This is a genomic window from Spirochaetota bacterium (genome assembly GCA_017999915.1).
Classification (GTDB): Bacteria; Spirochaetota; UBA4802; order UBA4802; family UBA5550; genus RBG-16-49-21.
The window spans coordinates 102,310-126,831 of sequence record JAGNKX010000012.1 but is presented as its reverse complement, the minus strand read 5'-3'; the positions used below and the strand labels follow the sequence as shown (position 1 = coordinate 126,831).

General features: G+C 55.8%; 25 protein-coding genes. 9 read left to right on the top strand and 16 right to left on the bottom strand.

Annotated elements, in window-relative coordinates; translation table 11 throughout:
* Positions 1–8 precede the first annotated feature (8 nt).
* From kdpC to KA369_17235, 3 genes are read left to right on the top strand one after another with little or no spacing between them, the layout of a single operon-like run.
* Positions 9–581: a potassium-transporting ATPase subunit KdpC gene (gene kdpC, locus KA369_17245; GenBank protein ID MBP7737732.1), complete on the top strand. Its 573-nt coding sequence runs from the start codon at positions 9–11 to the stop codon at positions 579–581.
* The gene (locus KA369_17240; GenBank protein MBP7737731.1) at positions 578–3,262 is read left to right on the top strand and encodes a sensor histidine kinase KdpD; all 2,685 of its coding nucleotides are present in this window, start codon (positions 578–580) and stop codon (positions 3,260–3,262) included. The genes kdpC and KA369_17240 overlap by 4 nt, the downstream gene beginning before the upstream one ends.
* 2 nt (positions 3,263–3,264) lie before the next feature.
* Positions 3,265–3,954, top strand: a complete 690-nt coding sequence (locus KA369_17235) for a response regulator transcription factor (protein MBP7737730.1) — start codon at positions 3,265–3,267, stop codon at positions 3,952–3,954.
* 16 nt (positions 3,955–3,970) lie between these two features.
* Here KA369_17235 and KA369_17230 read toward each other — a convergent pair whose 3' ends face one another.
* From KA369_17230 to KA369_17170, 13 genes are all read right to left on the bottom strand, one after another.
* A complete protein-coding gene (locus KA369_17230; protein ID MBP7737729.1) occupies positions 3,971–4,153 on the bottom strand; it encodes a hypothetical protein in 183 nt (60 codons plus the stop codon).
* Positions 4,154–4,165: 12 nt separating this feature from the next.
* The gene (locus KA369_17225) at positions 4,166–4,783 is read right to left on the bottom strand and encodes a V-type ATP synthase subunit D (protein ID MBP7737728.1); all 618 of its coding nucleotides are present in this window, start codon (positions 4,781–4,783) and stop codon (positions 4,166–4,168) included.
* Between the two features lie 2 nt (positions 4,784–4,785).
* On the bottom strand, positions 4,786–6,177 hold the full coding sequence (locus KA369_17220; GenBank protein ID MBP7737727.1) for a V-type ATP synthase subunit B: 1,392 nt from the start codon (positions 6,175–6,177) through the stop codon (positions 4,786–4,788).
* Entirely contained in the window at positions 6,174–7,970 is a 1,797-nt protein-coding gene (locus KA369_17215) for a V-type ATP synthase subunit A (GenBank protein MBP7737726.1), read from the bottom strand. The genes KA369_17220 and KA369_17215 overlap by 4 nt, the downstream gene beginning before the upstream one ends.
* 24 nt (positions 7,971–7,994) lie before the next feature.
* The gene (locus tag KA369_17210; GenBank protein MBP7737725.1) at positions 7,995–8,642 is read right to left on the bottom strand and encodes a hypothetical protein; all 648 of its coding nucleotides are present in this window, start codon (positions 8,640–8,642) and stop codon (positions 7,995–7,997) included.
* Positions 8,643–8,656: 14 nt separating this feature from the next.
* On the bottom strand, positions 8,657–8,962 hold the full coding sequence (locus KA369_17205) for a V-type ATP synthase subunit F (protein ID MBP7737724.1): 306 nt from the start codon (positions 8,960–8,962) through the stop codon (positions 8,657–8,659).
* Positions 8,963–9,024: 62 nt separating this feature from the next.
* On the bottom strand, positions 9,025–9,324 hold the full coding sequence (locus KA369_17200) for a hypothetical protein (protein MBP7737723.1): 300 nt from the start codon (positions 9,322–9,324) through the stop codon (positions 9,025–9,027).
* A 56-nt stretch (positions 9,325–9,380) separates the two neighbouring features.
* Positions 9,381–11,351: a hypothetical protein gene (locus KA369_17195; GenBank protein ID MBP7737722.1), complete on the bottom strand. Its 1,971-nt coding sequence runs from the start codon at positions 11,349–11,351 to the stop codon at positions 9,381–9,383.
* Positions 11,352–12,314, bottom strand: a complete 963-nt coding sequence (locus KA369_17190) for a V-type ATPase subunit (protein ID MBP7737721.1) — start codon at positions 12,312–12,314, stop codon at positions 11,352–11,354.
* 18 nt (positions 12,315–12,332) lie between these two features.
* Positions 12,333–12,638: a hypothetical protein gene (locus KA369_17185; protein MBP7737720.1), complete on the bottom strand. Its 306-nt coding sequence runs from the start codon at positions 12,636–12,638 to the stop codon at positions 12,333–12,335.
* Between the two features lie 189 nt (positions 12,639–12,827).
* Positions 12,828–13,349, bottom strand: coding sequence for a hypothetical protein (locus tag KA369_17180; protein MBP7737719.1), 522 nt, complete (start codon positions 13,347–13,349; stop codon positions 12,828–12,830).
* A 600-nt stretch (positions 13,350–13,949) separates the two neighbouring features.
* Positions 13,950–15,119 carry an aminopeptidase P family protein gene (locus KA369_17175; protein MBP7737718.1) on the bottom strand — a complete coding sequence of 390 codons (1,170 nt, stop codon included), beginning with the start codon at positions 15,117–15,119 and terminating at the stop codon, positions 13,950–13,952.
* A 72-nt stretch (positions 15,120–15,191) separates the two neighbouring features.
* Positions 15,192–16,736, bottom strand: coding sequence for a hypothetical protein (locus KA369_17170; protein MBP7737717.1), 1,545 nt, complete (start codon positions 16,734–16,736; stop codon positions 15,192–15,194).
* 286 nt (positions 16,737–17,022) lie between these two features.
* On the opposite strand from KA369_17170, the gene KA369_17165 reads away from it, so the two are divergent.
* The 4 genes from KA369_17165 (at position 17,023) to KA369_17150 (ending at position 19,258) form a co-directional block, all read left to right on the top strand.
* Positions 17,023–17,571, top strand: coding sequence for an RNA polymerase sigma factor (locus KA369_17165; protein MBP7737716.1), 549 nt, complete (start codon positions 17,023–17,025; stop codon positions 17,569–17,571).
* A gap of 1 nt (position 17,572) precedes the next feature.
* Complete coding sequence (locus KA369_17160) at positions 17,573–17,884, top strand: hypothetical protein (GenBank protein MBP7737715.1); 312 nt, start codon at positions 17,573–17,575, stop codon at positions 17,882–17,884.
* Positions 17,881–18,345 carry a hypothetical protein gene (locus KA369_17155; GenBank protein ID MBP7737714.1) on the top strand — a complete coding sequence of 155 codons (465 nt, stop codon included), beginning with the start codon at positions 17,881–17,883 and terminating at the stop codon, positions 18,343–18,345. Before KA369_17160 ends, KA369_17155 begins: the two co-directional genes overlap by 4 nt.
* Before the next feature lie 328 nt (positions 18,346–18,673).
* Positions 18,674–19,258 (top strand): periplasmic heavy metal sensor, encoded by a 585-nt coding sequence (locus KA369_17150; protein MBP7737713.1) that lies wholly within the window; start codon positions 18,674–18,676, stop codon positions 19,256–19,258.
* A 109-nt stretch (positions 19,259–19,367) separates the two neighbouring features.
* On the opposite strand, the gene KA369_17145 is transcribed toward KA369_17150, so the two are convergent.
* Complete coding sequence (locus KA369_17145) at positions 19,368–19,784, bottom strand: Ig-like domain-containing protein (GenBank protein ID MBP7737712.1); 417 nt, start codon at positions 19,782–19,784, stop codon at positions 19,368–19,370.
* A gap of 457 nt (positions 19,785–20,241) precedes the next feature.
* Between KA369_17145 and KA369_17140 the strand changes: the two genes are divergently transcribed.
* Complete coding sequence (locus KA369_17140) at positions 20,242–20,820, top strand: hypothetical protein (GenBank protein ID MBP7737711.1); 579 nt, start codon at positions 20,242–20,244, stop codon at positions 20,818–20,820.
* 47 nt (positions 20,821–20,867) lie between these two features.
* Here the strand turns inward: KA369_17140 and KA369_17135 are convergent, their stop codons facing one another.
* Positions 20,868–21,944 (bottom strand): hypothetical protein, encoded by a 1,077-nt coding sequence (locus KA369_17135; GenBank protein ID MBP7737710.1) that lies wholly within the window; start codon positions 21,942–21,944, stop codon positions 20,868–20,870.
* Positions 21,945–22,334: 390 nt separating this feature from the next.
* Positions 22,335–23,171, bottom strand: a complete 837-nt coding sequence (locus KA369_17130; protein ID MBP7737709.1) for a cytochrome P460 family protein — start codon at positions 23,169–23,171, stop codon at positions 22,335–22,337.
* A 687-nt stretch (positions 23,172–23,858) separates the two neighbouring features.
* Between KA369_17130 and KA369_17125 the strand changes: the two genes are divergently transcribed.
* Positions 23,859–24,503 (top strand): TetR/AcrR family transcriptional regulator, encoded by a 645-nt coding sequence (locus tag KA369_17125; GenBank protein ID MBP7737708.1) that lies wholly within the window; start codon positions 23,859–23,861, stop codon positions 24,501–24,503.
* The last annotated feature ends 19 nt before the right edge of the window (positions 24,504–24,522 follow it).

The window sequence follows — 24,522 nt, the reverse complement described above, 5'->3', positions numbered from 1 at the left end:
AACACGCCATGAAACAGATGCGAATATCCATAATCCTCCTCCCTGTCATGTCAATCCTCCTGGGATTCGCCTATCCCCTCGCTATGGCCGGGATCGCCCGGCTCTTCTGCGAGAACAAAGCCGGTGGCAGCCTCGTTACCATGGGGGGAACAATAATCGGATCCCGGCTGATAGGACAGGGCTTCAGCGGTCCCCGCTATTTTCACGGCAGGCCTTCGGTGAATAATTACGACGGGGCCAATTCCGGTGGCTCGAACCTCGGCCCGACCAACGGGAAGCTCATCGACCGTGCGGTGAAGAACATAGACCGGGCGCGCGGGGATAACGCCCTGCCGCCGGACGCGAAGATCCCTTCGGACCTGGTCCTCGCCTCCGCGAGCGGCCTCGATCCCCATATCAGCCTGGACGCCGCCCTCCTTCAGGCGGATCGCATCGCCAGGGAACGGGGCATTGATAAAAAAGCGGTCGATGACCTTATCGAAAGGAATACGGAAAGACCGTATTTCAACATATGGGGAACACCCCATGTCAATGTCCTCGCATTAAACATCTCCCTTGACGCGAACGGTGCGCGCAAATGAATGAAGAATATAAAAGGCCGGACCCTGACGCCCTCCTCAGGGAGATAAAAGAGGAAGAAAAGAAAAACTCCCGGGGCAGGCTGAAAATATTCTTAGGCATGGCCCCCGGCGTGGGAAAAACCTATTCCATGCTCCAGGCCGCCCGGCAACTCAAGCAGGACAGCGTCGACGTCGTCATCGGCTGCGTCGAGACCCATGGACGCCGGGAAACGGAGTCCCTTACCGACGGTATGGAAATAATTCCCCGCAAAAAGATCGATTACCGCGGCGTGATGTTAGAGGAGCTGGACATAGACGCCGTCCTGGCGCGGAAGCCCTCCGTGGCGCTTATCGACGAGCTGGCCCACACCAACGCCGAGGGATCCCGCCATGTCAAGCGCTACCAGGACGTGCTCGAGCTCATCGAACACGGCATCGGCGTCTACAGCACCCTCAACATCCAGCACCTGGCGAGCCAGGCCGATGTGGTGGAGCAGATAATCGGCGTTAAAATCCGAGAGACCCTGCCCGATTCCATCCTCGACGCCGCCGACGAGATCGAGCTAGTGGACATACCGATCGAAGAGCTGCTCAAGCGTCTTGCGGAAGGAAAGGTTTACGTCCCTGAAACCGCCGGGCTTGCCGTGGAGCGCTTTTTCAAGAAGGGGAACCTCACCGCCCTCCGGGAAATGTCGCTGCATTATCTGGCCAAGAGGGTCGATTACGATCTTCGCGACTACATGCGAAGAGAAAGCATCAAGGGGCCGTGGAAAACCGGCGAGCGGCTGCTGGTCGCCGTCAGCCCGAGCCCCTATTCGGAGCACCTCGTGCGGTGGACCCGCAGAATGGCTTTCAATTTAAAGTCGCCCTGGATGGCCCTGTACATCGAAAAGGATAAATCCCTGGGCAAAAAAGATCATGACCGGCTCATCAGGAACCTCAACCTCGCGCGGGAGCTGGGCGCCGAGGTGGTGTCCACCTCCGATGAGGATATCGTCACCGGCCTGGTCCGGGTGGCGCAGCAGCAGAACATAACGCAGATCGTCGTGGGGAAACCGCTCAGGAGGTACCTGTCCGATTATTTTATGGGAGGCAACCTGGTGGAGCGCCTTCTGAAGAGATGCGGCGACATCGACGTGCATATCGTGACGCAGCCCGATATCAGCGGGAAATCGCCGATATTCTTCAAAAGACTGAAGCCACTCTCCACGGTAAAAGAGTATGTCATCGCAGCCGCATCCGTACTTCTTGTCACCCTGCTGAACCTGCCGCTCGTATCGGTCACCGGATACTGGTCGATCGGCCTGATCTATCTCCTGGGCGTATCCATGATCGCCCTGCTGATCGGCCGGGGGCCCGTGCTGGTTGCCGCGACACTGAGCGCGGTGACGTGGAATTACCTTTTCATACCGCCGCTCTATACATTTCACATCGCAAAGATACATGACGCCCTCATGTTCGGCATGTACTTCGTTTTCGCCATAATAATCGGGAGCCTGACCTCGAAGCTCCGCTCCAAGGAGCGGGCACTGCGGCTCCGCGAGGAGAGGATCACCGACCTGTACGAATTCTCAAAGGCCCTCGGCAATGCCCTCGGCATCGACGAGATCGTCACCGTCGCGGTGACCTATATCGGGAAATTCCTTTCCTCTTCGGTTGCGGTCATACTCCCCGACGGGTCCGGGGGATTATTGCAATCGCCCCACGGGGGCTGCACCCTTGACATAACGGAGAAGGAGCAGATGGTCGCTGACTGGTCCTTCAAGAACAGGAGGCCCGCCGGTCTTTTTACCGACACCATTCCCCGCTCCGACGCCCACCACATCCCGCTCGTCGCGCCGGGAAGCACCGTGGGCGTTCTCTGCATCCGTCCCCTTTCCGGCGAGAGCTTCAAGCCGGAGCAGGAGAGCTTTCTCCAGAACATCATCTATCAGCTTTCGGTGAGGATCGAGCGGGAGAACCTGTCGGCATCGTACCAGAAAACACGGCTCATGGAGGAATCGGAGCGGCTTTACAGGGTGCTGCTCAATTCCATATCCCATGAGCTGCGCACTCCCCTGACCACCATCACCGGCGCCTCAAGCAGCCTCCTCGACGAGGCGGTGGATGCCCGCCCCGAGACCCGCAGGGGCCTCTCCGAGGAGATTCACAAGGCAGGCGGGCGCCTGAACCGTCTTGTGGACAACCTCCTTGACATGAGCCGCCTTGAATCGGGAATGCTGAAACTGAACCGGCAGCGCCATGACCTGGGCGACCTTGTCAGCGTCGTCATCAACCGCCTGGGGAACGAATTCGCCTCCCATACTGTCCGCGTGTCGATCGATGAAGATATGCCGATGATCAGCATTGACTTCACGCTCATGGAACAGGCGCTGGCGAATCTCCTGTATAACGCCGTCCTGTACACGCCTCCCGGAACGGAAATCACGATCAGCGGTTGCATGGAAGGAAAAACCGCGACCATCCGGGTGGAGGATAACGGTCCCGGGCTGAACATCGCCGATATTCCCTTTCTGTTCGAAAAATTCCGGCGCGGCCTGAAGGCGACATCCGGGGGAACGGGCCTCGGCCTTTCGATATGCAAGGGCATCGTGGAGGCCCATGGCGGCATGATACAGGCCGGGAACAAACCGCAGGGCGGGGCCGTTTTTACAATAACGATCCCGGTGGAACCGGACGATAACAATCCCAGGGAGGGCTGATCATGAGCGATGGCCCCATTATACTCGTCATAGACGATGAATCCCAGATTAGGCGCATGCTGCGTCTCAGCCTTGAGGCCCACGGCTACCAGGTCAGGGAGGCGACGACGGCGCAGGAAGGCCTCCAGCAGGCTTCCCTGGCGCGGCCCGATGTGATAATCCTCGACCTGGGACTCCCCGATATGGACGGTATGGACGCATTAAAAAGACTTCGTGAATGGAGCCAGACTCCCGTCATAGTCCTTTCGGTAAAAAACTCCGAGCAGGACAAGATAGACCTCCTGGACGCCGGCGCCGACGATTACGTCACCAAACCCTTCGGCATGGGGGAGCTCCTCGCCCGCCTGAGGACCGCCCTGCGGCACAGCATACCCGACGCCTCCGACGGGATATTCAAAACGGGAAACCTCGCTGTCGATTTCGGGAAGCGCCTGGCCTTGAAGAACGGCGCGGAGCTGAAGCTGACGCCCACAGAATATTCCCTCCTTCGTTTTCTCGCGAAATACGCCGGCAGGGTCGTGACCCACAACCAGATCATACAGGAGCTCTTCGGACGGCAATCGCAGCCTGACCAGAGCTATCTCCGCGTGTACGTGCTTCAGTTGAGAAGGAAGATCGAGGATGATCCTTCCAATCCGCGGTTGCTCGTCACCGAGCCGGGAGTGGGCTACCGGCTCCTCTGCGACGAATGACGCCTGATACACGGTATCACAATTTTCTCATCAGCATTGAAAAAACGATAATGCTTACCGCCAGGATGACGGCATTGATAAACAGAAAGAACACCAGGCCGAAAAGCACTCTCCTCTGACCCGGATTGAGGAGACCTATCCTCTCCCGCGCCATTACGAAAGGATTTGTCCGGAAGCTTACTCTGGCGTCACCGCTCATATTTTCTTTCCTTTATGCTTTTTTCTGTTTTATCAGCTTCTTTACGAAAATCTCCTCACGCTCCATTTCCTCGAGGCGGTCCGATATGTATTTTCTTGCTTCTTCATTCTGGGGGATGAAGATCTTCTCCAGGGCATTGACCTTTCTCTGCACCTTTTTAAGCTCCCGCGACAGCACCAGTATCGATTTCATGAGGGTCGCATACTCGACGATCTTCAACAGCATTGCGGCGCATTCCTTTTTGCAACGGTCATAGAGGGCCGTCGTTCCGTACAGGCTCGATGCAATGCCGGTCTCCCGCGCGGCCGCGGTCATGGAGGGTATGCCGATGCCTATGAAGCGGTACACGTCGAGGGACAGCTCATAGGCCTCTTTTTCGGACTGGCTCTTCTGCGTCATGATGTCCGTTCCCATTTCCATGACAGCCAGCCTGAAGGTGCCATAGAGCGCGTCCAGTGACACCTTCACTTCCTCTTCAAGGCTTTTTATCCGTTTCACGCTCTTCATGATCTCAATGACGAGGATCTCCCTCTTCTGGTCCAGCAGGTCAAAGCCCTCGTGGGCAAAGGCGAGATCGGATTTGATCTTCCTGAGGTTCGATTTTGTCGGAGGTACGTCCACCCGTGCCATGATCATTGGGCTCCCGCTGACGGAATATAGTACTTCTGGATATCCTCGCGCGATATGCGGTACAGCTCCTCGGCCGGAAGAATGGAAAGCACCCGCCACCCGATATCAAGGGTCGTCCCGATGGTCCTGTTCTCCTCGGGTCCCTGGCTCAGGAACTCCATCTCGAAGACTCTGCCGAACCTGAGGTATTCCTTGTCAAGGGACGTGAGCTCCTCCTCGCCGACGATGGAGGCCAGGGCCCTGATCCGCTTGACCCGGGCATAGCAGGCGAAGAGCTGCGCCGCCACGCCCGCGTGGTCCTTCCGCGTCCTCCCCTCGCCGATGCCGTCCTTCATCAGCCGCGATAGCGAGGGAAGCCCCGCGATGGGCGGATATATCGATTTATTGAAGAGCTCCCGCTCCAGCACGATCTGGCCCTCTGTTATGTAGCCTGTGAGGTCCGGAATCGGATGGGATATGTCATCGCTCGGCATGGTCAGGATCGGTATCTGCGTGATGGACCCCTGCTTTCCCTTGATGCGGCCGGCCCGCTCGTAGATCGAGGCGAGGTCGCTGTAGAGATAGCCGGGATACCCTTTCCGGGACGGTATCTCGCCCCGGGAGCTCGAGAGCTCGCGGAGGGACTCGCAGTAGTTGCTCATGTCGGTCAGGATCACCAGGACATGCATTCCCTCTGTAAAGGCCAGGTGCTCGGCCAGGGTCAGGGCCGCGCGCGGCGTGATGATGCGCTCGATGGAGGGGGCGTCGGCAAGGCTGAGGAAGATCGCCGCGTTGTCAAGGGCCCCGCTCTTCTCGAAGGAGTCGATGAAGAAATCAGCCACGTCGAACTTGACCCCCATGGCGGCGAAAACGACCGTGAACTCCTCCTCCGCCGTGAGGATCGCCGCCTGGCGCGCTATCTGGGCCGCTATCATGTTGTGGGGCATGCCGCTCCCGGAGAAGATGGGGAGCTTCTGGCCGCGGATCAGGGTGTTCATGCCGTCGATGGCGGATATGCCGGTCTGGATGAAGTCGCGGGGATACTCCCGCGAATAGGGATTGATCGGGAGCCCGTTGATGTCCATCATGATGTCCGACGTGACCTGGGGCGCGCCGTCGATGGGCCTGCCGAGGCCGTCGAAGATCCGTCCGAGCATGTCGCGCGACACAGGCATCTCCAGGGATTTCCCCAGGAACATGGTCCTGATCCCCTCGAGGGATAGGCCCGTGGTCCCTTCATAGACCTGGACAATGGCGCGCTCCTCGTCGACCTCCACCACCTGCCCCAGCCTGAGCTGGCCGCTCCTGTTGCGTATCTCCACGAGCTCGCCGAAGCCGACGTTCCGCACCCGGTTGACGACGACCAGGGGACCGCTGATCGCGGCAAGATTTGAATATTCTATTTCACTTTTCATGATCCACCCCCCGTCCTGGCGGAGGCGGCTTCCTTGTTAACAGTTCCTCCGGCGCCCAGGGCGTTGAACTGGGACATCATTTCACGGTGATAACTCTCTATCCTGTCGATTTCGTCGTTGTCGATCTCCGATTTGAGCCTGATCAGCTCCGAAGCCGCACCGAGGGACATGATCCGTTTCAGATCGATTCCTTCCCCCAGGAGCCTCTTCGCCTCGTTATGAAATTCGACGAACAGCTTCAGGAGCTGCAGCTGCTTCATGGGGCTGCAGTGCATGTCCTTGGGATCGAAGGAGTTCTGCTGCAGAAAGCCGTTCTTTATCATCTCCGCTGAAAAGAGCGTCAGCTGTTCCGGCAGGGGAAGCGCGTCCGGGCCGACCAGCTTGACTATCTGCTGGAGCCTGTTGTCCTCGAGGAGTATGTCCATGGCCTCGTTCCTGACCGCGTGCCAGGAGGCGTCAAGATCATTCCACCAGGGCCGCACCTCCTCTATGTATTCCGTGTAGCTGTCGATCCAGCTGATGGAGGGATAGTGCCGGGCGTCGGCCAGGACCTTGTCAAGGGCCCAGAAGCACCTCACAAAGCGCGTCGTGTGCTGCGTCACCGGCTCGGAAAAATCGCCCCCCGGCGGGGACACGGCGCCCACGGTGGTGATGCTTCCCTCCCTGCCCGAGAGGGTCTCGACGTACCCGGCCCTCTCGTAGAACTCGGCCAGGCGCGTGGCCAGGTAGGACGGGAACCCCTCTTCCGCCGGCATGTCCCCCAGCCTGCTCGACAGCTCCCGGAGCGCCTCGGCCCACCGCGACGTTGAATCGGCCATGACCGCCACGTGGTACCCCATGTCCCGGTAATATTCGGCGATGGTGATGCCGGTATAGATGCTCACCTCGCGGGCCGGCACCGGCATGTTCGAGGTGTTGGCGATCATGACCGTCCGCTCCATCAGGGGCCTGCCGGTCCTCGGGTCGACCAGCTTCGGGAACTCGTTCAGGACGTCGGTCATCTCGTTGCCGCGCTCGCCGCACCCGATGTGGATGATGATGTCCGCGTCGCACCACTTGGCAAGGGCGTGCTGGGTCATCGTTTTCCCGGTGCCGAACCCGCCGGGGATGACGGCGGTCCCCCCCTTCGCTATGGGGAAGAAGGTGTCTATGATCCTCTGCCCGGTGATGAGGGGGATGCCCGATTTCTTCCTGCTCCGGAAGGGCCTTTTCCTCCGCACCGGCCAGTACGAAGAGAACTTCCCGCCGTAAGCGGCGCCTCCCGCAACCCGGTAAATATCATCTTCAACGGTGTACGATCCTTCGCCGGCAATCCACTCGAGCCTGCCGGACACGCCCGGCGGCGCCATGATGTAATGTTTAACGGATTCCGTTTCCTGTATCTCGCCGAGGACCGTCCCCCCTTCTATCGGGCCCCCCGCCTGCATGGCGGGCTTGAAATGCCATTTCTTCGTCACATCAAGGGGGGACACCTTGACGCCCTTTTTAATGAAGCTCCCGAGAATATCGGCTATGTCCACCAGGGGGCGCTGGATACCGTCATATATATTGGAGATGAGCCCCGGCCCGAGCAGAACCGACAGCGGCCTCCCGGAAGAAAGAACCTCGTCGCCGGGCTTCAGGCCGGTATTGTCTTCGTAGACCTGGATGACGGCGATATCGCCGTCAAGCTTGATCACCTCGCCTATGAGCCTGTCCGGTCCCACCTCGGCGATATCGAGCATGGCGACCCCTTCCAGTCCCCGCGCCTTGACGATGGGGCCGTTGACGCTTATTACGATTCCCCGTATCATGGCTTCCATACTGCGCCATCCTTTTTATTGCTCATGGTGCATATGCTTCCGCACGATGGTCATAACTTCCTTCCTTATGGAATCATAACTCCTGCTGACGCATCTCTCAATGGAGTAATTATATATGATACCTTCCTTCGCGTTTTCCAGGACAAGCCCCCCCATCGCCATCGACTCATCAATGACAATGGAGACAGAGCCGCTCCATCTGTTGTCAGCTATAATGAAATTCCTTATTTCATGTTCAAGCGCGCCATCCCGGGGACACAAATGGACCGCTACAACGTCGCCCTGGAAACCCGGGAGTGTTTCGTCGATTATTTTCTTTAAAAACGACAGGTAGCCCCCGGCATCGCTCTTTATATAATCCTCCACAGCTTCCGGTACCATGGCCCGTATGAAATCCTCCACCGCGTTCAGCTGCAGCTTCCGCTGTTCAATGGCCGCCCTGTTTTTCATGATGTATATGGCCTTTTCGATCTCTTTATCCGTTTCATGCTTCCGGGCATCAATGAACGCTTTCATCTCATCGATATAATCCTTTTCCGCCTGCGCGATCTCCTTCCCGGTCTGTTCCTCGATGGCGCGTATCGCGAGATCGGCCTTCTCCCGTATCGAAGCCATGAGGCGGGACGGGTCTCCATATTCAGCGATGATCGTTTCTTCATTCATAACCGGCCATCCCGTTAAATGGATATGCCCAGGGCCTCGGTGATATAGCTCATGATGGACCTGCCGAAGCCGCGCTGATCATTGATGCCGGGGATCTCGACGATGACCGGCTTCACCATGTTCAGGTTGCAGTCACCGATGGCGTCGCCGGCATGGTCCGCAAGTTCCCGGGTCACCAGGACGATGGCGGCGTCGGGCCTGTTGATCGCGGCGGCAATGTCCTCCTTCACCGCGCCCGGCGAAGACACCACGCCCTCCACGCCGCCCAGCCTGAAGGCCGTAACGGTATGGATGTCGCCGATGACAACGATCTTTTCCATGCCTTCACACCGCTCCCGCGCCGGCGCCCGCCGCAGAAACGTACAACGGCCCGGCGCCGCGCCTAGATCTTGTTAAGCATCATGATCGCTATAATGAGCCCGTATATGGCGATCCCTTCTGCCATGCCGAGAAACACCAGGGCGCGGCCCCCGATCTCGGGCTTCTCGCTCATGGCCCCCAGCGCAGCCGAGCCGATCCGCGCCAGGGCATAGCCGCTGGAAATGCACGAAAGGCCCACGGCTCCCATGGCGGCTATGGCCATGACCGCCTTGTTGCTCCCGGTCATGACCCCGGACGCGACAGTCCTGGCGGCTTCGGCCGCCTCCTCGGCGCAGAGAGCGGCTCCCGGCGCAAGGGCCATGGCGGCCGCGGCGGCGCCCATGATTAAAAACCATACAAGCGATCGTTTATAATCCATCATGCGACCCCCTTTGCAATAACCTGTTTTCTCTTCGTCGAGAACGGTTTGAACTCGACGCCATTGCCCCTGAAGAACTTGCCAAAGAACTCATAATACTCGAGCCGCATCGATTGAATTCCGCACACAAGCCCTTCGAGGAGAATGATAAAAATATTGCCGATGACGATAATGCTTATCGATGCTATTGAAAAAAGCGGACCGGCTATCGCCGCAAGGGTGTAGACCGCGATGCTGAGTCCGGCATGGCTCAGCGCGAAGGCGCCGGCCCGTATGAAGGATATGGAATTCCCCAGGAAGCCGGTGAACATCTCCATGAGCTCGACAAAGGATTCCACCGCGTATTCAAAGACCCCGTTGGGAAATAGTGCCTCCCGCCCGAAGAAGAGGCGGGCCGGAACGTTCCTGAACAGGAAAAGGCCGACGGGAATGACAAGAATGACTATCATCTCCGGGAGAGCCGGCCTGATATCGTACCGCACGTATCTCACCGTCAGGAACAGCGAACCGGTGTACACGATGAAGCCCAGCAAGCCGTGTATGCCGAAGACGGCCTCGAAATAGTCGCCATCCCTGAAGAGATTGACCATGTTCATGACCAGTCCCATCGATATGAAGAGGGCGCCCATCATGATGGCCGCAAAAAACAGGTCCATGATATGCCGCATCGGGTGGAACCAGAGCGCCGGGATGATCTGCTCGCTGCTGAATACGCTGCCGTAGAGCACGCCGAAAACCGCCGCCGCGATACCCGCCGCAACGAGGATGGTCCCCCCGTCGCGGAAAAACGGCTTGAGATCCCTCCTTTTCGCCGCCGCCTTCATGACGAGCCCGGCAAGGCAGAGCACAAGTCCCTGGCCCACATCGCCGAACATGACCCCGAACATGAGCAGGTATACGATGGCCGCCACAGGCGTGGGATCCAGCTCGACGCTTTCCGGTACACCGGCGTTACGGACTATCATCTCAAAGGCCCTGAAAAACCAGCGGTTCCTCAATCGCACCGGTATGGCGCCATGGACATCCCGCATCTCCTCCCGGGTGAACACATGGAGGAAGAATCGCGTGCCGCATACCCGCTCCAGGAGCGACAGGAGCCTTTCGAGGTCATCGAGGTCGATCCAGCAGCTGACGAATTCGGCGTCCACGGTCCGGGCAAACGCTTTTTTCGCCTCCATTGACATTTTGAGCCCGGCATATATTTCATGAAGACCGGCCAGCGTGCCGATTATCTCTTCCGCGCGCCGGTCCAGGCTCTCCTCTTTTTCACCCAGCTCTTTTCTCATGAGCTCCGACCTCGCTTTCAAATCATCAAGGACCTGCGGATTCCGGGCGTACCGCTCCAGTATCTCCTCCTTATCTTCAAATCCATGCTTTTTTAATAGTCCGGTCAGCCCATCGATGTCTCCGGCCATGGACAATCCGAGGACATGGCGTCCGGCCCTGCGGATATAATACCCCTCATCGAGCTCCCTGCCCGATTTATCGATCTCCTCCTGCACCGTGCCGAACACATGGGAGCACAATGACATCCGCAGCAGCTTTCCAGGCTCCTCGATTATAGCGTCTATATCATTCGCGGCATCAACGAGCAGCTGTGCAGCTTCATGATCGGCCTTGTATCGCTGCCGGAGATCTCGAATTCCATCCATCTCGTCACGGATGCCGCTGATCATGTTCCGGTCGCTCCCGATGTCCCTGTCGAAGATGACCGGCGCGATTCCCGGGCCCGTTCCGGCGCCCGGCTGATACGCCAGCGCGACATTGAATTCCGCGCATATGTTTTCAATCGCGCTCAGCATTGCATCTATGGACTCCTCCAGACCGGCATAGGGCGGCGAAACTGCCCCGGCGTTTTCGCCGTCCCATCGGCCGACATGAATTATCCCCTCACCGCCGAGCTCATTGATCAGGCGGGCGGAATCTCTCCTGTCAAAGCCGATTATTGTTTTTCTGATGGGCGCTTTCATTTACTCACCCCAGACCAGGCGCTGCAGTATCACATCGGGATTCACCCTTAAATTAAAGCCCTCCAGGATCATGAACAGGTTGATAATCTCATAGTATAACGACCACGCATAGGACACCACCGGCCGAATGCTGTGAAAATCCTTGGAGAATATGGCATTGACCGACTTCATGAAGAGACGGTTCAACGACAGCTCGAGGCGTGAAATATCGCCGGTGCCGCCCATCGCGCCTTCCGCGTCAACATGCCTCCCGATGTCCTTCTCCACGGCATTGATTTCCTGTCGTGTAACGCCGTGGCCGTCGAACATGTCCATCAGGTTGAATTGCGGGAAAACCCACCCCTCCTGAAGGCCACACCGCCTCTCCCACAGGATCCTCAGGGAAAGGGCCTTTCTTATCATGATATCATTGAACACTTTCGCGTCGGCCGGGAACAGCCTGTCCGAAAACCGCATCAGGTTTTTCAGGGTGAGAAAGTCTATGGCGCTCTCCAGCTCCTCATAGGAAGGCGTCTCATCGAAATCCATCACTCCCTCGAAAATCGTTCCAGCGAACAGGGCCCGCAATCCGCCCGGTCCGATCTCTTCTTTCCCGGAATCGGCAGCGATGATATTGTAGGGGCTCACGTCATTCCACTGCGGGAACAGCCGGGTCTTTCCGAAAGCCTTCAACATAACCTGCTTTATATTGCTCAGCTCGAAGAGGAGCAGGAAGGCCCTGAGAAAATCGCCGTAGCGGGCATTGAGCCCGATGAGCAGGATAAACTTCTCTATATGATGGCGAAAGATCGCTTCTTTTGCCTGTATTATGTTCGCTTGTTCTATCTTGCCGGGAATCTCGGGGAATGCCGCTTGAAGTTTTCCCGATCTCACAATTTCCTGATAATCATCCCTCGAGAGCAAGTAACCGTGCAGTGCATGGATTTTCGCATGCACATAGACCCTGTCAACGAGGTTGTTCATCTGGTAACCTCTTGGGACTTACTGAAAAATTATTGAAATGATCCTTTGCCGCACCTCATCGCGTAATTCTCCGTTCTCATGTAACCCGCCCAGGGATTCTTTCATGGATGAAAGATCCCGCCTGATCCCCTTTTCAGCCGATTCTATCTCATCTTTGCGCCGTTCGCCGTTTTCACCGGCGACGCGCTTCTTCTCTTCTTTCATTTCAGCCTCAATCCGCTCTGACAGCCCGGCCATGGCCCTGTCATGCTCTTCCCGTGCGGCGGCAATCCTGTCCGCGCACTCCTTTTCAACGTCAATGATCATGTTCATAACATCTTTCATGACAATTCCCGCCATCGACTTACCGCCAACCGCTCCGCCTCTCCCTTCCACCCGATAATCATCACCGTCCGGCCCGCATCGCCGGCACAGTCTCTCTCCCGCTTTTTTATCCGAACGACAAATCCCCCCTCACTCGTTTCACGGGCAAACCGTTATCCGGATGCAACCGGCGCCGCGCTGCAGATCATTCTAATGATTATAGAATGACTGTTCGTAGAAGATCTTGGTGGTATCTTCCGGTTTGAGATGCCACAGGTCTTTCATCTTCCTGTTCATCTCTTCCATGTAGCCCCTCGTAAGGTAGTACTGGGCCCGGTCAAAGAAGAGAATGACCCTGTCGCTCATTTCCCTCATCTGCTGCAGTTGAAACGCCGAATCATAGGCGCTCTCGTTTTCGATAAAGAGCCACAGCGTCCTCCTGAGGGTGTACATCGCCCGGATCACCTCGCAGAGAGGGACATTCATCTTGAACATTTCGATGCCCTCCGCCGCGTATCTCCGGCCCACATCTTCCTTAGAGGTGTCGTAGCTTACCCACTTCCCCAGGTGTTCGAGGAGGCTCTGCGCTTTCGATTCGACAAAACCGATATTCTTCATCGAGAACGATGATGTCGTCGGATCGCTCAGCAGGCGGGAAGTCCAGCGCTTGATGATTTCCTTGCTGTGCTTCTCCACCAGGTCCACCAGCTTGTCGGAAATCAGATGTATCATAGAACATCTCCTTGAAAATAATTTTTAGTCAGAGGATATTGTCCTCTACTTAAAAGGTATTCATGGGTTGGACAACAATCAATAAAAAGATTGTCTTTATTTTATCTTGAACAGGCGTGTTGTATTTATAATTGATCGACGCAAATCATAATGATAAATCCATTGAGGGACAGATCAATATTTTGTTAATATAATCGAAAAAAAATTTATCATGCTAATCGATCGATAATGATATGTTTATTCAAAGAAATTCATCAAAACAAACCATGCGGAAATGTCTATCGCATAAATCGTGCAGAGATATGAGCCATACCGAAAAAATCATCGAAGGAAAAATCAACATTTAGTTAATTAAAAGGACGAAAAAAATATCATGCCATCGTATGCCTGCCGGCTTGATTTTTTTGAAATTCATCCGGGCAAAGCATATTAATTACCGGGAACATGAAGCATGTGGAAATGATCGACATCGCGCTCATCAGCGCCCTGCCCGATGACAGTGAGGGCCTGCCTTCCTGCATTCGGGAAAGATACCGGAAGAAGCTCCAATAATATATTCCAGCGGTGATGCGCCGTTCCGGGGAGAACGGCGGGATCCCCTCAGCACTCCAGAACGGTGAGTTCCAGCGGCGTGGCGCAGAGCGGCTCACCGCCGTGGGCGGTCACCAGTACCGGGTACTCGAGCCGCATGCCGCATACCCCGGGGACCGTCATGGCCAGGAAGGCCACCTCCACGGAGTTCTCCTCCAGGACCACATCCCTGAACTCGGCGTTGGCCAGGATGGCCGGGTACCACTCGTGACCCAGCACCCCCAGGCCGTGGCCGAAGGACGGGATCACGTTTGATCCGTAACCCAGCTCGCCGGCCTTTGCCAGCACCCTGGCGTGTATGTCCCCGATCCTGTTCCCTGCCTTGAAATTATCGATAATGGTCTGCGCGGTCTGGACGTAGGCGTCGGAGAGCTTTCGCTGCGCCTCGCTCGGGTCGCCCAGTATGAAGTTATGCGCCAGGTCCGAGGTGTAGAGATGGTAGTAGGGGTGCAGGTCCACGATGATGTTCTCCCCTTTCCGCACCACCTTGTCGGTGGGCTGGGTGGTGCCGTTCATGCCATAGCAGGCCCGGTAGCCCGACGCCACCTCGGAGGAGCCGGTGACCGCCCAGTGGTACTCGCTCCCCAGGCGCCGAAGCTCCATCTCTCCGATCCCGGCGATCTCCGTCTCCGTGGCGCCCGGATAGATCGACTCCTTGACCCGCTCCATGGCCGCGTCGGCGATGGCGGCCGCCTGGCGGAGCAGCTTGATCTCCCCCGGCTCCTTCACCACCGAGGCCCGGTCCATGACATGCAGGGCGTTCACGAATGTCGCCTCGGGCAGGGAGCCCTTCAACTGCTCGTACTCGGTGGCGAAAAGGTAGCCGGTGTTCCCCCTCGGGGAATGGCCGAGCTCCACGCCGATTTTCGCCTTGTCCCAGCCGTTCTTTTTCGCGAAAGTCACGACAACGTCCCACAGGTCCATCCCCGCAACGGGGGCGTAGGGCTGGATGGTGGGCATCCAGGATTCGTTCCTCAGGCGCTCGGAATCCAGGAGCAGGGTGATGAGCCCCTCGTAGCCGTCCCGGCTGATGAGCACCGCGCTTCTCCAGGGAATGAAGGCTCCCGCCACGTAGCTCAGGCTTACCGTCCTGGTGCCGATGAAAAGATCCATCCCCGCCTCTCCCATGAGCTCCCTGATGCGGGCCAGGCGCTTCCTGTAATCTATGTGTATGTTCATGATGTCCTCCTGAATCGTAATGCTGTCCTGTACCGGAGGGCCCGCCGTGATCCCCGCGGCGGCCGTCGCCGCCTATACCGACAGTTCCTTCAGCTCCTGGGCCCTTTCAGCCAATTCCTTCGTCGTTGCGGAAAGATCCCTGGCGCCCATGGCGATCTCCTGGGTGGTGCTGTTGATCATCGACAGGCTTTTTGCGATCTCCTCCAGCGCCAGCTTCTGCTCGGTGGCGGCGCTCAGCACGTTGTCCGCCTCCCCGGAAAGATCCCCCAGCGACTCCCGGGCGACCCTGTTCAGCGCAAGATCCTGCTCGGTCATCTCCACCACGAGGTCGATCCGGTGGCTGAACTCAGCGATGTGCTCGATCATCTTGTTCAACGAGCTCACGAAGCCCTCCAGCCGGCCGTACACGTTGGTGATCTCCTGGTTGCTCATGTTGAACATGTCGTTGATGGTCTTGAGGTTGGAGGAGGTGCTGTCCGCCAGCTTCCCTATCTCGTCGGCCACCACCGCGAAGCCCCTCCCGTATTCCCCGGCGCGTGCCGCCTCGATGGCGGCGTTCAGAGACAGGAGGTTGATCTTGTCGGATATGTCCTCGATGATGCTCACGGTGTCCTGCACGCCCTTGAATTTCGACGCCGCCACAGACATCACATCGAGAAGATGCTGTATCTCGTCCTTGGATTTCGCCACCATCTCGTTGAGCCTGTCCCGGATGGCCAGGGCGTCCTGCATCTTCTCCCCTTCCATGGAGACGATGCCGTAAAGGCTGTCCATGTCCCCGCTCACCTTGCCGGAAAGCGACGCCTGCTTCTGGGCGATGGCGAATATCCCCTCGCCGCTGGCCGTCACCTCCTCCACCGAGGCGGTGATCTGCTCCACCGAGGCCGCCTGCGACTGCGCGTTCGATGAAAAAATCTGCGTGGTCTGAGCCAGGCCGTCGGCGGACTGGGACAGGAGCGCCGCGGCGCTGTTCGTCCGGTCCAGGATGGTCCGTATGCTCTCACCCCTGCGGGTGGCCTCCTCCAGCGCGGTGGCGATCGAGCTGTTGGCCCTGTCGCTGTTTCCTAAAATCCTGCTGCTGATGATGCTCAGCATGATGATGCCAAGCCCGAAATCGACGAAATAGCTGTACGCCTCGGGCCTGGTGAGGTAACCTCCCCGGTCCAGCAGGTAACAGTACAGGGCCAAGAGTAGCATGTGAAACAGGGTGTAGACCAGGACGGAGGCGCGGTTCATCAGCAGGGAGACGAGACCGATGACCGGGAAGACCAGTCCGATGCCGTTGATCACCCGGATTACAGGGATCTTACCCATGCTCACGAAGAGGTTGACCCACACCACCAGAGCCATGGGCACCAGCAGCAGGTGCGAGGCGGCCACGACCTTCCCCTTTTTCGTGAGCGCCAGGGCCAGCACTATTATTATCTGCAGGACGGCAATCGCCAGGTTTGTGATGTCGGTGATTCTTCTCCCCTGCACTACGACCAGGAAAAGCCACAGGAACAGCAGCAACAAGGCTATGGCGCCGGAAGTGATGACCAGGTCCCTGGCCCGCTGCTTTTCCCTGAAATCCGACTTTTCGTATGTCCTGAGAAAAAACCGGTCGATGACGCTCATGGTGACCTCCGCTCTGATTCCGTGATTCCCGGGTGCGTGTAGGACTGTAGGATATATTCGTCTGCTTGACAAGGTATTTTTATGTGTCCGGGAAATTCCACTCCATTTTCCCGCGCTTTTTTATGTTGAAATAAACGGTTCCATGTCCCATACTGGTTCAGATGGTTCGGCAGTATCAGCGCGGGAACAGATCCGCTGCATCCCCGGGATCTGCGTTAAAAAAAGCGCTGCTTCGTAGAAAATTTAAATCGTTTTCTCATCCCTTATCGTATTAATTATCAGAAACATGAAACCAGTGGAATTGATCGACATGGCGCTCATCAGCGCACTGACCGGGGACAGGGAGAGCCTGTTCACGCACATTTGGGAGAGATACCGGAAGAAGCTCTATTATTATATAACATCGGTGATGCATTGCCCCGGGGAGGACGGCGAGGACCTGCTCCAGGAGATCATGATGAAGGTCTATAACGGCCTGGACCGGTTCAGGAGCGGCTCTTCCCTCAATGGCTGGATCTACGCCATTGCCCGGCACCACTGCATTGATTACAAAAGAAGGGCTGACTGCAGGCCCTGCGGCGAGCAATTCCGTGACTGCGACGGCGGGGAGCCGGACCCCTTCGAGGCGGCGTGCCGGGGGGAGCTGCATCGGGCCATACACGAAAGCCTGCGGGGAATGGATGAGGCCGACCGCGAAATAGTGTACCTGAGGCATTTCGAAGGGCTCCGGTATAAAACGATCGGCGCCGTCATAGGCATGAATGAAAACAGCGTGAAGACCAGGATGCGGGCCCTGGAGGGCCGCCTGCGCCGGGACCTCAAGGAGTGGCTCTGACATGAAACTTAATAAAGCGCTGCGCGGTTATTACCGGGAACAGGTGGATGCGGTCACCGTTGCCGGCGCCATCCCCGTTGTGAAAAGAAACGGACGGGGTGCCGGGTCGCCGGTGTTTGCCTTCGCCTTTCACACGGTCCTGATAGGCCTGATTGTAATGGCGACGATTTCCGGATATAATCAGCCCTCGCATCTTGAACAGAGAATGGCCGCGATCATTGACCGGTATAATATTGAAGCCCGGCTGACGGACTCTCTAGAGAGTTTGATAATTATAATTAAAAAAAACAGGGATGACGGAGGCGCATTATGAAAAAGACGTTTATCGTGTATTTCTTGCTAACGACGGGTATTTTTGTTCTGGCCGTAATAATAGCAAAGTCGGATCTGCTATTGATGATCGACGCTCCATCGCTTGCCCTGGTCCTGGGGCCGACCATTCTCATGCTGCTGAGTCATTACGGTCCAGGCGAGATCATAGGCGCGTTCCGGGCGGCCATGGAAAAAAGCGGGGCCACTGAAAAGGAACTGAAAAACGCCCTCCTCTTCTTTTCAACGGCCCAGACGCTGATGATCGCTTCAACGGTAGTGGCGGTTTTTCTCGGGATCATCATGATCCTGGGCGCCGTGTGGAAGGGATACGACAACAGCGCCAGGGTCCTGTCGGGATGGATGGCGGTTGACTTTATTGCAATTCTCTATCTGGCATTAGCCATGCTCCTTGTTACGGTGCCCTTTAAAAGCGCAGTGCAAAAAAAGCTCAACGCCCTGTAAGGCGGAATCGGGCCACCTCTGAATCCTTGCGGATTTCCTGGAACAGGAACGCGATAATGCCCGCGAGGAGCATCAGGGTCCTGCAGCCAAATATATTGTCCAACCATTCCTTTTTGCGGATATCTGCGAGTATTGAAGCCTGAAATGTGCCCTGCCATAGGCCTTGTCATATGCGATAGCCTTCCAGGTCATACTTTTTTTAAGCTAAACCGGTCTATCCTTAGCGGACGGGACGACTCCTGGTGGTATCCTGTGTAATTTAAAAGAAAGGCGACATGAAGGGAGCCTGAAGATCAATCCGATTTATTAACAAAAAGGAGAAAGACCGATGAGAAGGACTATCAAGCTGGCAATTATTATCACAACGGCGATGCTGACGATCCAGCCGCTGCAGGCGCTGCACGCGGAAGGGAAAAACAGCTCCTCCTGCAGCAAGAAGGCGCCGCGCCCTGACGATCGCTCCAGGATGGACAGAGAGCCGCGCCTCTCGGACGAGCAGGTGAAAAAGATCGCGGTCATAGACAGGGACCATGAAAAGAGAACGCTCGATTACCGGGAAAAAATCGCGCCACGCCGCATCCGGCTGCAGAGAATGCTCCTCGAGGACCCCGTTGACATCAACGCGGTCAGAACGCTTATAAAGGAAATATCCGATCTGGAGGCGGACATGCATGTGATGAACATCCGGCGCCGCCTGGACATGGACAGTGTTCTCACCGCAGAACAAAGGGATACGATGAAGCGGCCCATGACGCCCCCGATGATGGGTAAGGGCCCCGGACCTGGCGGCTTCGGACCCTGGGGTTTTGGTCCAGATCCTTTCGGCCCGGACGCATTTGGTCCGGATCTCTTTGGCCCGGATGATTTCGGACCGGGCCCCTTCGGTCCCGATGGCTTTGGGCCGGATATGTAGGCCGGCGCCCGGTACGGTTGATTGTCATCACCCATAGCGGTCCATGGGCAAGTAAAAAGGACGCTTCACGGGAGAGCGCCCTTTTTTGTTATCATAACACCCTGGAGGATTATTCAGTGGTAAACGTGAACTTACTCTCTAGCATGACCGCATACCCGTCCGTGTCCGTAATACCGCCCGATGGTATGGTCACCGTATAGGTTGTGCCCGCGGTAAAACCGGTGGTGGGGACAAAGGTTACGGCAATGCTGTTAACCGAGTAGGTGCCCGTCACTGCGGGAGAAAAGCTGAATGACGAAGAGGTCACCGATACGGAATTAATGGTCTTATTGAAGGTGATCACCACCGGCGACGCAGTGGAAACCCCCGTGGCGCCGTTGGCCGGGGTCGTGGCTAACACCAAGGGAGATGACGACAATAGCGTCATAAGGGAATTGTCGCTGCTATTAGTGGAACCGCACCCCGCCGTCAACCCCATGGCCAGGAGAAAAAGTCCTAAAGAGATAAACCTGTTAACGATTTTCATATGAAACCATCACAACACAATAAAAATCTTACAAACGATGCCGTCACTATATCATCGTGAGAATATAATTAATATATTAATATAAAATCAACCTGTCAATATCTATTGCCTAAATCAAGGTCCAAACTTAGCGGCATGGACAATGATTCCCGGTGCAAAATAATAAACAATTATATTACATTTGTACTATTTTGTCAATCCTCCCGGGCCTCAGAGGATGTCACATCGCCAATGTCCGAAAAGGCCCGCCTGAAGGGGCGCCGGCCGGGCCCGGGCCGTGCCGATTTTTCCGCATTTACATTGACAGGGGGCCTATGAAAACTACTATCTTACATGATCACGGTATAAAATACCCCGCAGCAAGCTACGGGGTATTTAGTCGCATAATGTTTTGCGCGCTCTCATCCCCGGAGCAGAGCTCCGGGGTTTGCGCGCGCTCCGATCAAGGGGGAACACCATGACCTTTTTCCGCGGTTTCACCTTTCCGCTCTGGCAGATATTCGGGGGCAGCCTGCTTCTTCTGCTGTGCAGCCTCTTTTACCTGGCCTGGTGGGCCGTTTCCTTTCATCCCCATTCATCGGGCGGATCGGCGGCCGCGTTCTACATCGCCGCCGCATTCATCACGGGATGCGCGGCCATTGGGATGATGGCCGGCGGCATCAACTCCCTTTCGGAAGAATCGAGGGGATTGCCGGTGAGATATATCATCGGCGGCGGCATTGCCCTGTTCTTCGTTCTTCTCACGGTAACGTCCATGGTCTTCCACCGGGTTGTGACATCGGAGCTGCTGATAATACACCTCTGGGCCACGCTGGTCCTCTCCGCGGTCGCCGTGCTCCACGGCACGGGCCGATTCGGAGCGGGCCACGCCGTTGCAATGGCCGCGCTGGTGGCGATCTTCACGGTCGCCGCGCTGGTCTGCTACGTGATCTATTACGATCTGGACGATACCGGGCGGTTCTATATCGGCATGGCGCCTCTCATCGCCGATTCAGTCGTGATGGCGGTTTTCCTGGGAATGCTGGCTTTTTCATGATCGGCGCATTGCCGCAATCTGATCGCCTGATGATCCCAGCCATCCCCTCATCCAGCCAGGAGGGCTGTTTTCTTCAGTAGAAGCTCCGTCGTTTCCGCGGTCCGGCGTCCGAACCCGCAGGATGAGGAAACATCGACGCTGCGGCCCGCTGCCTTTTCTATCATCTTCAGGATATACCGGTGGTCCTGGTCGTTCAGTCCCTCGTGAATGAATCCCGCAATGATCCTGGTGCCTGCCGGCAGGGCAAGGCGTCGAAACGGCTCGTAGAAGCCGGCCCGGGTGCTGGGCGGTATGTTCCCCATTGCCAGGGGGAAATGGACGAACTCCAGTTTGCGGTCCAGGGGCCAGATCGCCGCGATACGGTTCGCAAAATCCACGAGGGGGCCCGCATCGCCGATAAGGCTGAAGGGACGGTTATTCAGATCCCCAAGGCAGAGGTGAACGCCGATTCGAGCGTTCCTGTCCATCTTGTTGACAAGGGAGATGATGCTTCGCACCGCCCACCGCGCGGTTAGGGACTTTAGCAGGCGCGGCGCCTTTAAGTACACGCCCAGTTCGATGGGAACCTCTATCTGAAAGAGAATATTGCCGTCGGAAATCCGATTGATGGCGTTCACCTCATGGGCGAGACGGTCCTCGAATATCTTCCTTGTCCGGATACCCTGCAGCAGTCCCAGGCTGAATACGGAAATGGCCAGGGCTCCCGGAATGCCGAACTGGTAGAGAAGGTCATTTCGCCTGTGTTCCTTCTGCATTTTCTTGAATGCGCCATACCCCATTTTGAAATAATCGATATACCCGAAATCCAGATTCCGGTACAGTGACCGGCGCGGCACCTTCAGCCTGTAGCGCACGCCCGATTCATAGTCGGCCCAGAGGCCGTTAATCGGGTCATACCTCGGTTTTTTCACCATTTCGAAGGCTGGGCTCTTCTCGAATCGCTCGATCACCCATTGGATCCACCCCAGGCGCTCGCCGTGGGAGTGGCGCTCCGATTTTCTGCCGATCTCGCCGTCAGGGAGCGATAGCAGCCGCGGGCCAAGATAGCGCAGCGCTTTTTCCATGGCGGACTTCTCGTCCTTATAGGGCATGCTGCCCACCAGGTGCGCGTGTCTTTGTGTCATAACAGCCTCCTTCTACGATCACGGCTGGTGCCGTGACGACGATTAAATCGGTGCTGCGCGTTCTTTTCCTTCAATCCAATCCGACATCTCCGGAACCGCAATTGTGGTCCTCTCCACTTTCCGACTACTGGCTCCAGCCGGTGAACATCTTACGTATAGCAGCCGTGCAGCTCTTATATCCAGGCTAATCTTTCAAAAAAATCATCCAGATTCTTACGGGTAATCTCTCTGGATCGGGAGCACTCAGAGTCAAGGCATATTGTATATTTGTTATTCATGATATTGTCCTTATAAAGTATTTTATTAATTACTTGAATATAATGCAGCCGGGAGGGAAAGTCAACGGGAACTGAATACATTTCCAAAAAAAATATGCCTTAAGTCCGACTGCTATATGAGCCTTATTATGGCCATGACAATTATGAATAACATCAGGGCAATGGATATCCTGCCAGCCCATCGGTGAATCGGCCTTATTATCTTTGCCAGTGACGGGACCTTGACGGCAATAATACCGCCGCATAGCGTGATGATAAGCAGGATAAAAGCGGTCAGCCCGAAATAGGCATGGGGAATGGTGGAACGGTTCCCCGGACCAAGGACCGATGCCATTACGGCAATGCCGCATGCCAGGATCAGGATTCCCGCAGCCTGGACTGCCCCGTGCGCCCTGAGCCACCACCTTTTTCTTTTCAAAAAACGGGCAATGGCCATACCTGCAGCCAAAACCAGGAACGATATGACGTTTAATATTGGGTGCAATTTCCATTTTGGGAATGAACCTGTCACGCCGGCCCGCGAGACCAGGGCAATTCCACCTTTGTCGTCCCTGGAAAAATAATTAATATGACCGGTAAAAACATAATCCCTGCTTTTAACCCGGCTATGACAAAGATAACATTCACGGGCAAAGTCAGCATCATTTCCGTATGCGGAAAATGAGCCTGTGGGAGGATCGTAGGGGAAACGCGCATATCCCCATCCGCCGGTACCGGCAAAACGCCTTTCATCCTTGATCATATATTCAATCCGCCGGAGCTGCGACGGTTCAATGGAATCCTCGAAATGGTGATTTTTTTTCATCGTATAGCCCGCCTTTACGAGGATAGCCCCTGTCCCGAAAAGGGGCTCTCCGGACCCGGCTTTCCTGTAAGCATCCATTGCCCTATCATTCCCCCATATGATATGCATTTCATTCCTGTCGACGCGGACGTGACTGGAAATCAAACGCCATGATTCAAACCCATTGACAAGATCCATCCTTAGACCGTTGGGGGACACAAGGCCGGGCAACGCATTCCCTGGAACCTCCCCGGCATGAAGGTATGAAATGAAACCCAGAACATACAATAAAACAGTTAGACTCCTTACCATCACTACCTCCCATGGATTGCCATGCAGGCTGATCCATTTTATATGGAAAATATTGATATGCGTGAAATAATAACTGAATTCATAGTTAATACTGTACTGGTATAAATGTAAATGATTATCTTGCCTGTAGCGTATTTTTAATAATCTTGTTGCAAATCTGAATCTTTTAATCGGGGTTAAGGGGCGAAGCCCCTTAAAACCCCCCGCAGCGCCGCACTGAGTGTAGTCGAAGTGGGGCTCCCCCGCGGGCGCGAGACGCAGTTTCGCAACCAGTCAAATGTCCATTACCAGGAATCTAATGATGGAATTTTAAGAGTTAAAAAGACAGGGATACTGGAAAAAAAATGCTACTAATTATAAAGGCCCCTGTGATATTGTCATCGGGGACATGGAAGCACCGAACAGTCACGGTAACGTTTTGGACCTTAACCGACACGATGCAGGCGGATCAAAACAACAATCACCGGCATGGGCACATGAAAAACAGTGCGCCATGGAGGCCCGCTCCATGGCGAAAGCGCCTTACATGAAGGTTGCATTATGAATAGAGAAGAAAAAAGCAACTTATTACGGAACAGGATTATCGAGGTCTCAAGAGACTTATTCATCCAGCAGGGTTATTCCGCGACGACCATGAGGCAGATACTCGGCAAAACCGGACTGACAACCGGAAGTCTCTACAACTTTTTCGAGAACAAGGAGAATATCTTAAAGCAGATCGCGGCCATCTACCTGGAAGACACCAATACGAAAATAAAATCCTTCTTAAAGGATTATGATCCCATTCTGCACTACATATTGATAATATATTACCAGCTGAAAGCCAGCGATATCAGCCCTCAATTGACCGATATATGGCATAACGCCTACAGCCTCTGGGCCATCGCGGAAATGATATGTCGGAACAGCGCCGTAAGGAATAAGGAATTCTTCGGCCGGTTCAACAAGGACCTGACCGACGAGGACTGGTATGCCCGGTCACTGGCTATAAATGGAGTATTGCATAATATCATTCTTGAGCAGCTCAACAAGGGAAAGGTGCCGTTGCTGGAGAGGTTGCGCCTCGTGATGCTTATCGCCGCGACCCTTTTCAATCTTCCTCCGGAAAGGATCGAGCCGTCGATTGCAAAAGCGGTGAGAATCATGGATAAGAACAAACTGCAATTCTACGGCATCAGCGTGTGACCATAGCCGGCCGTTCCCC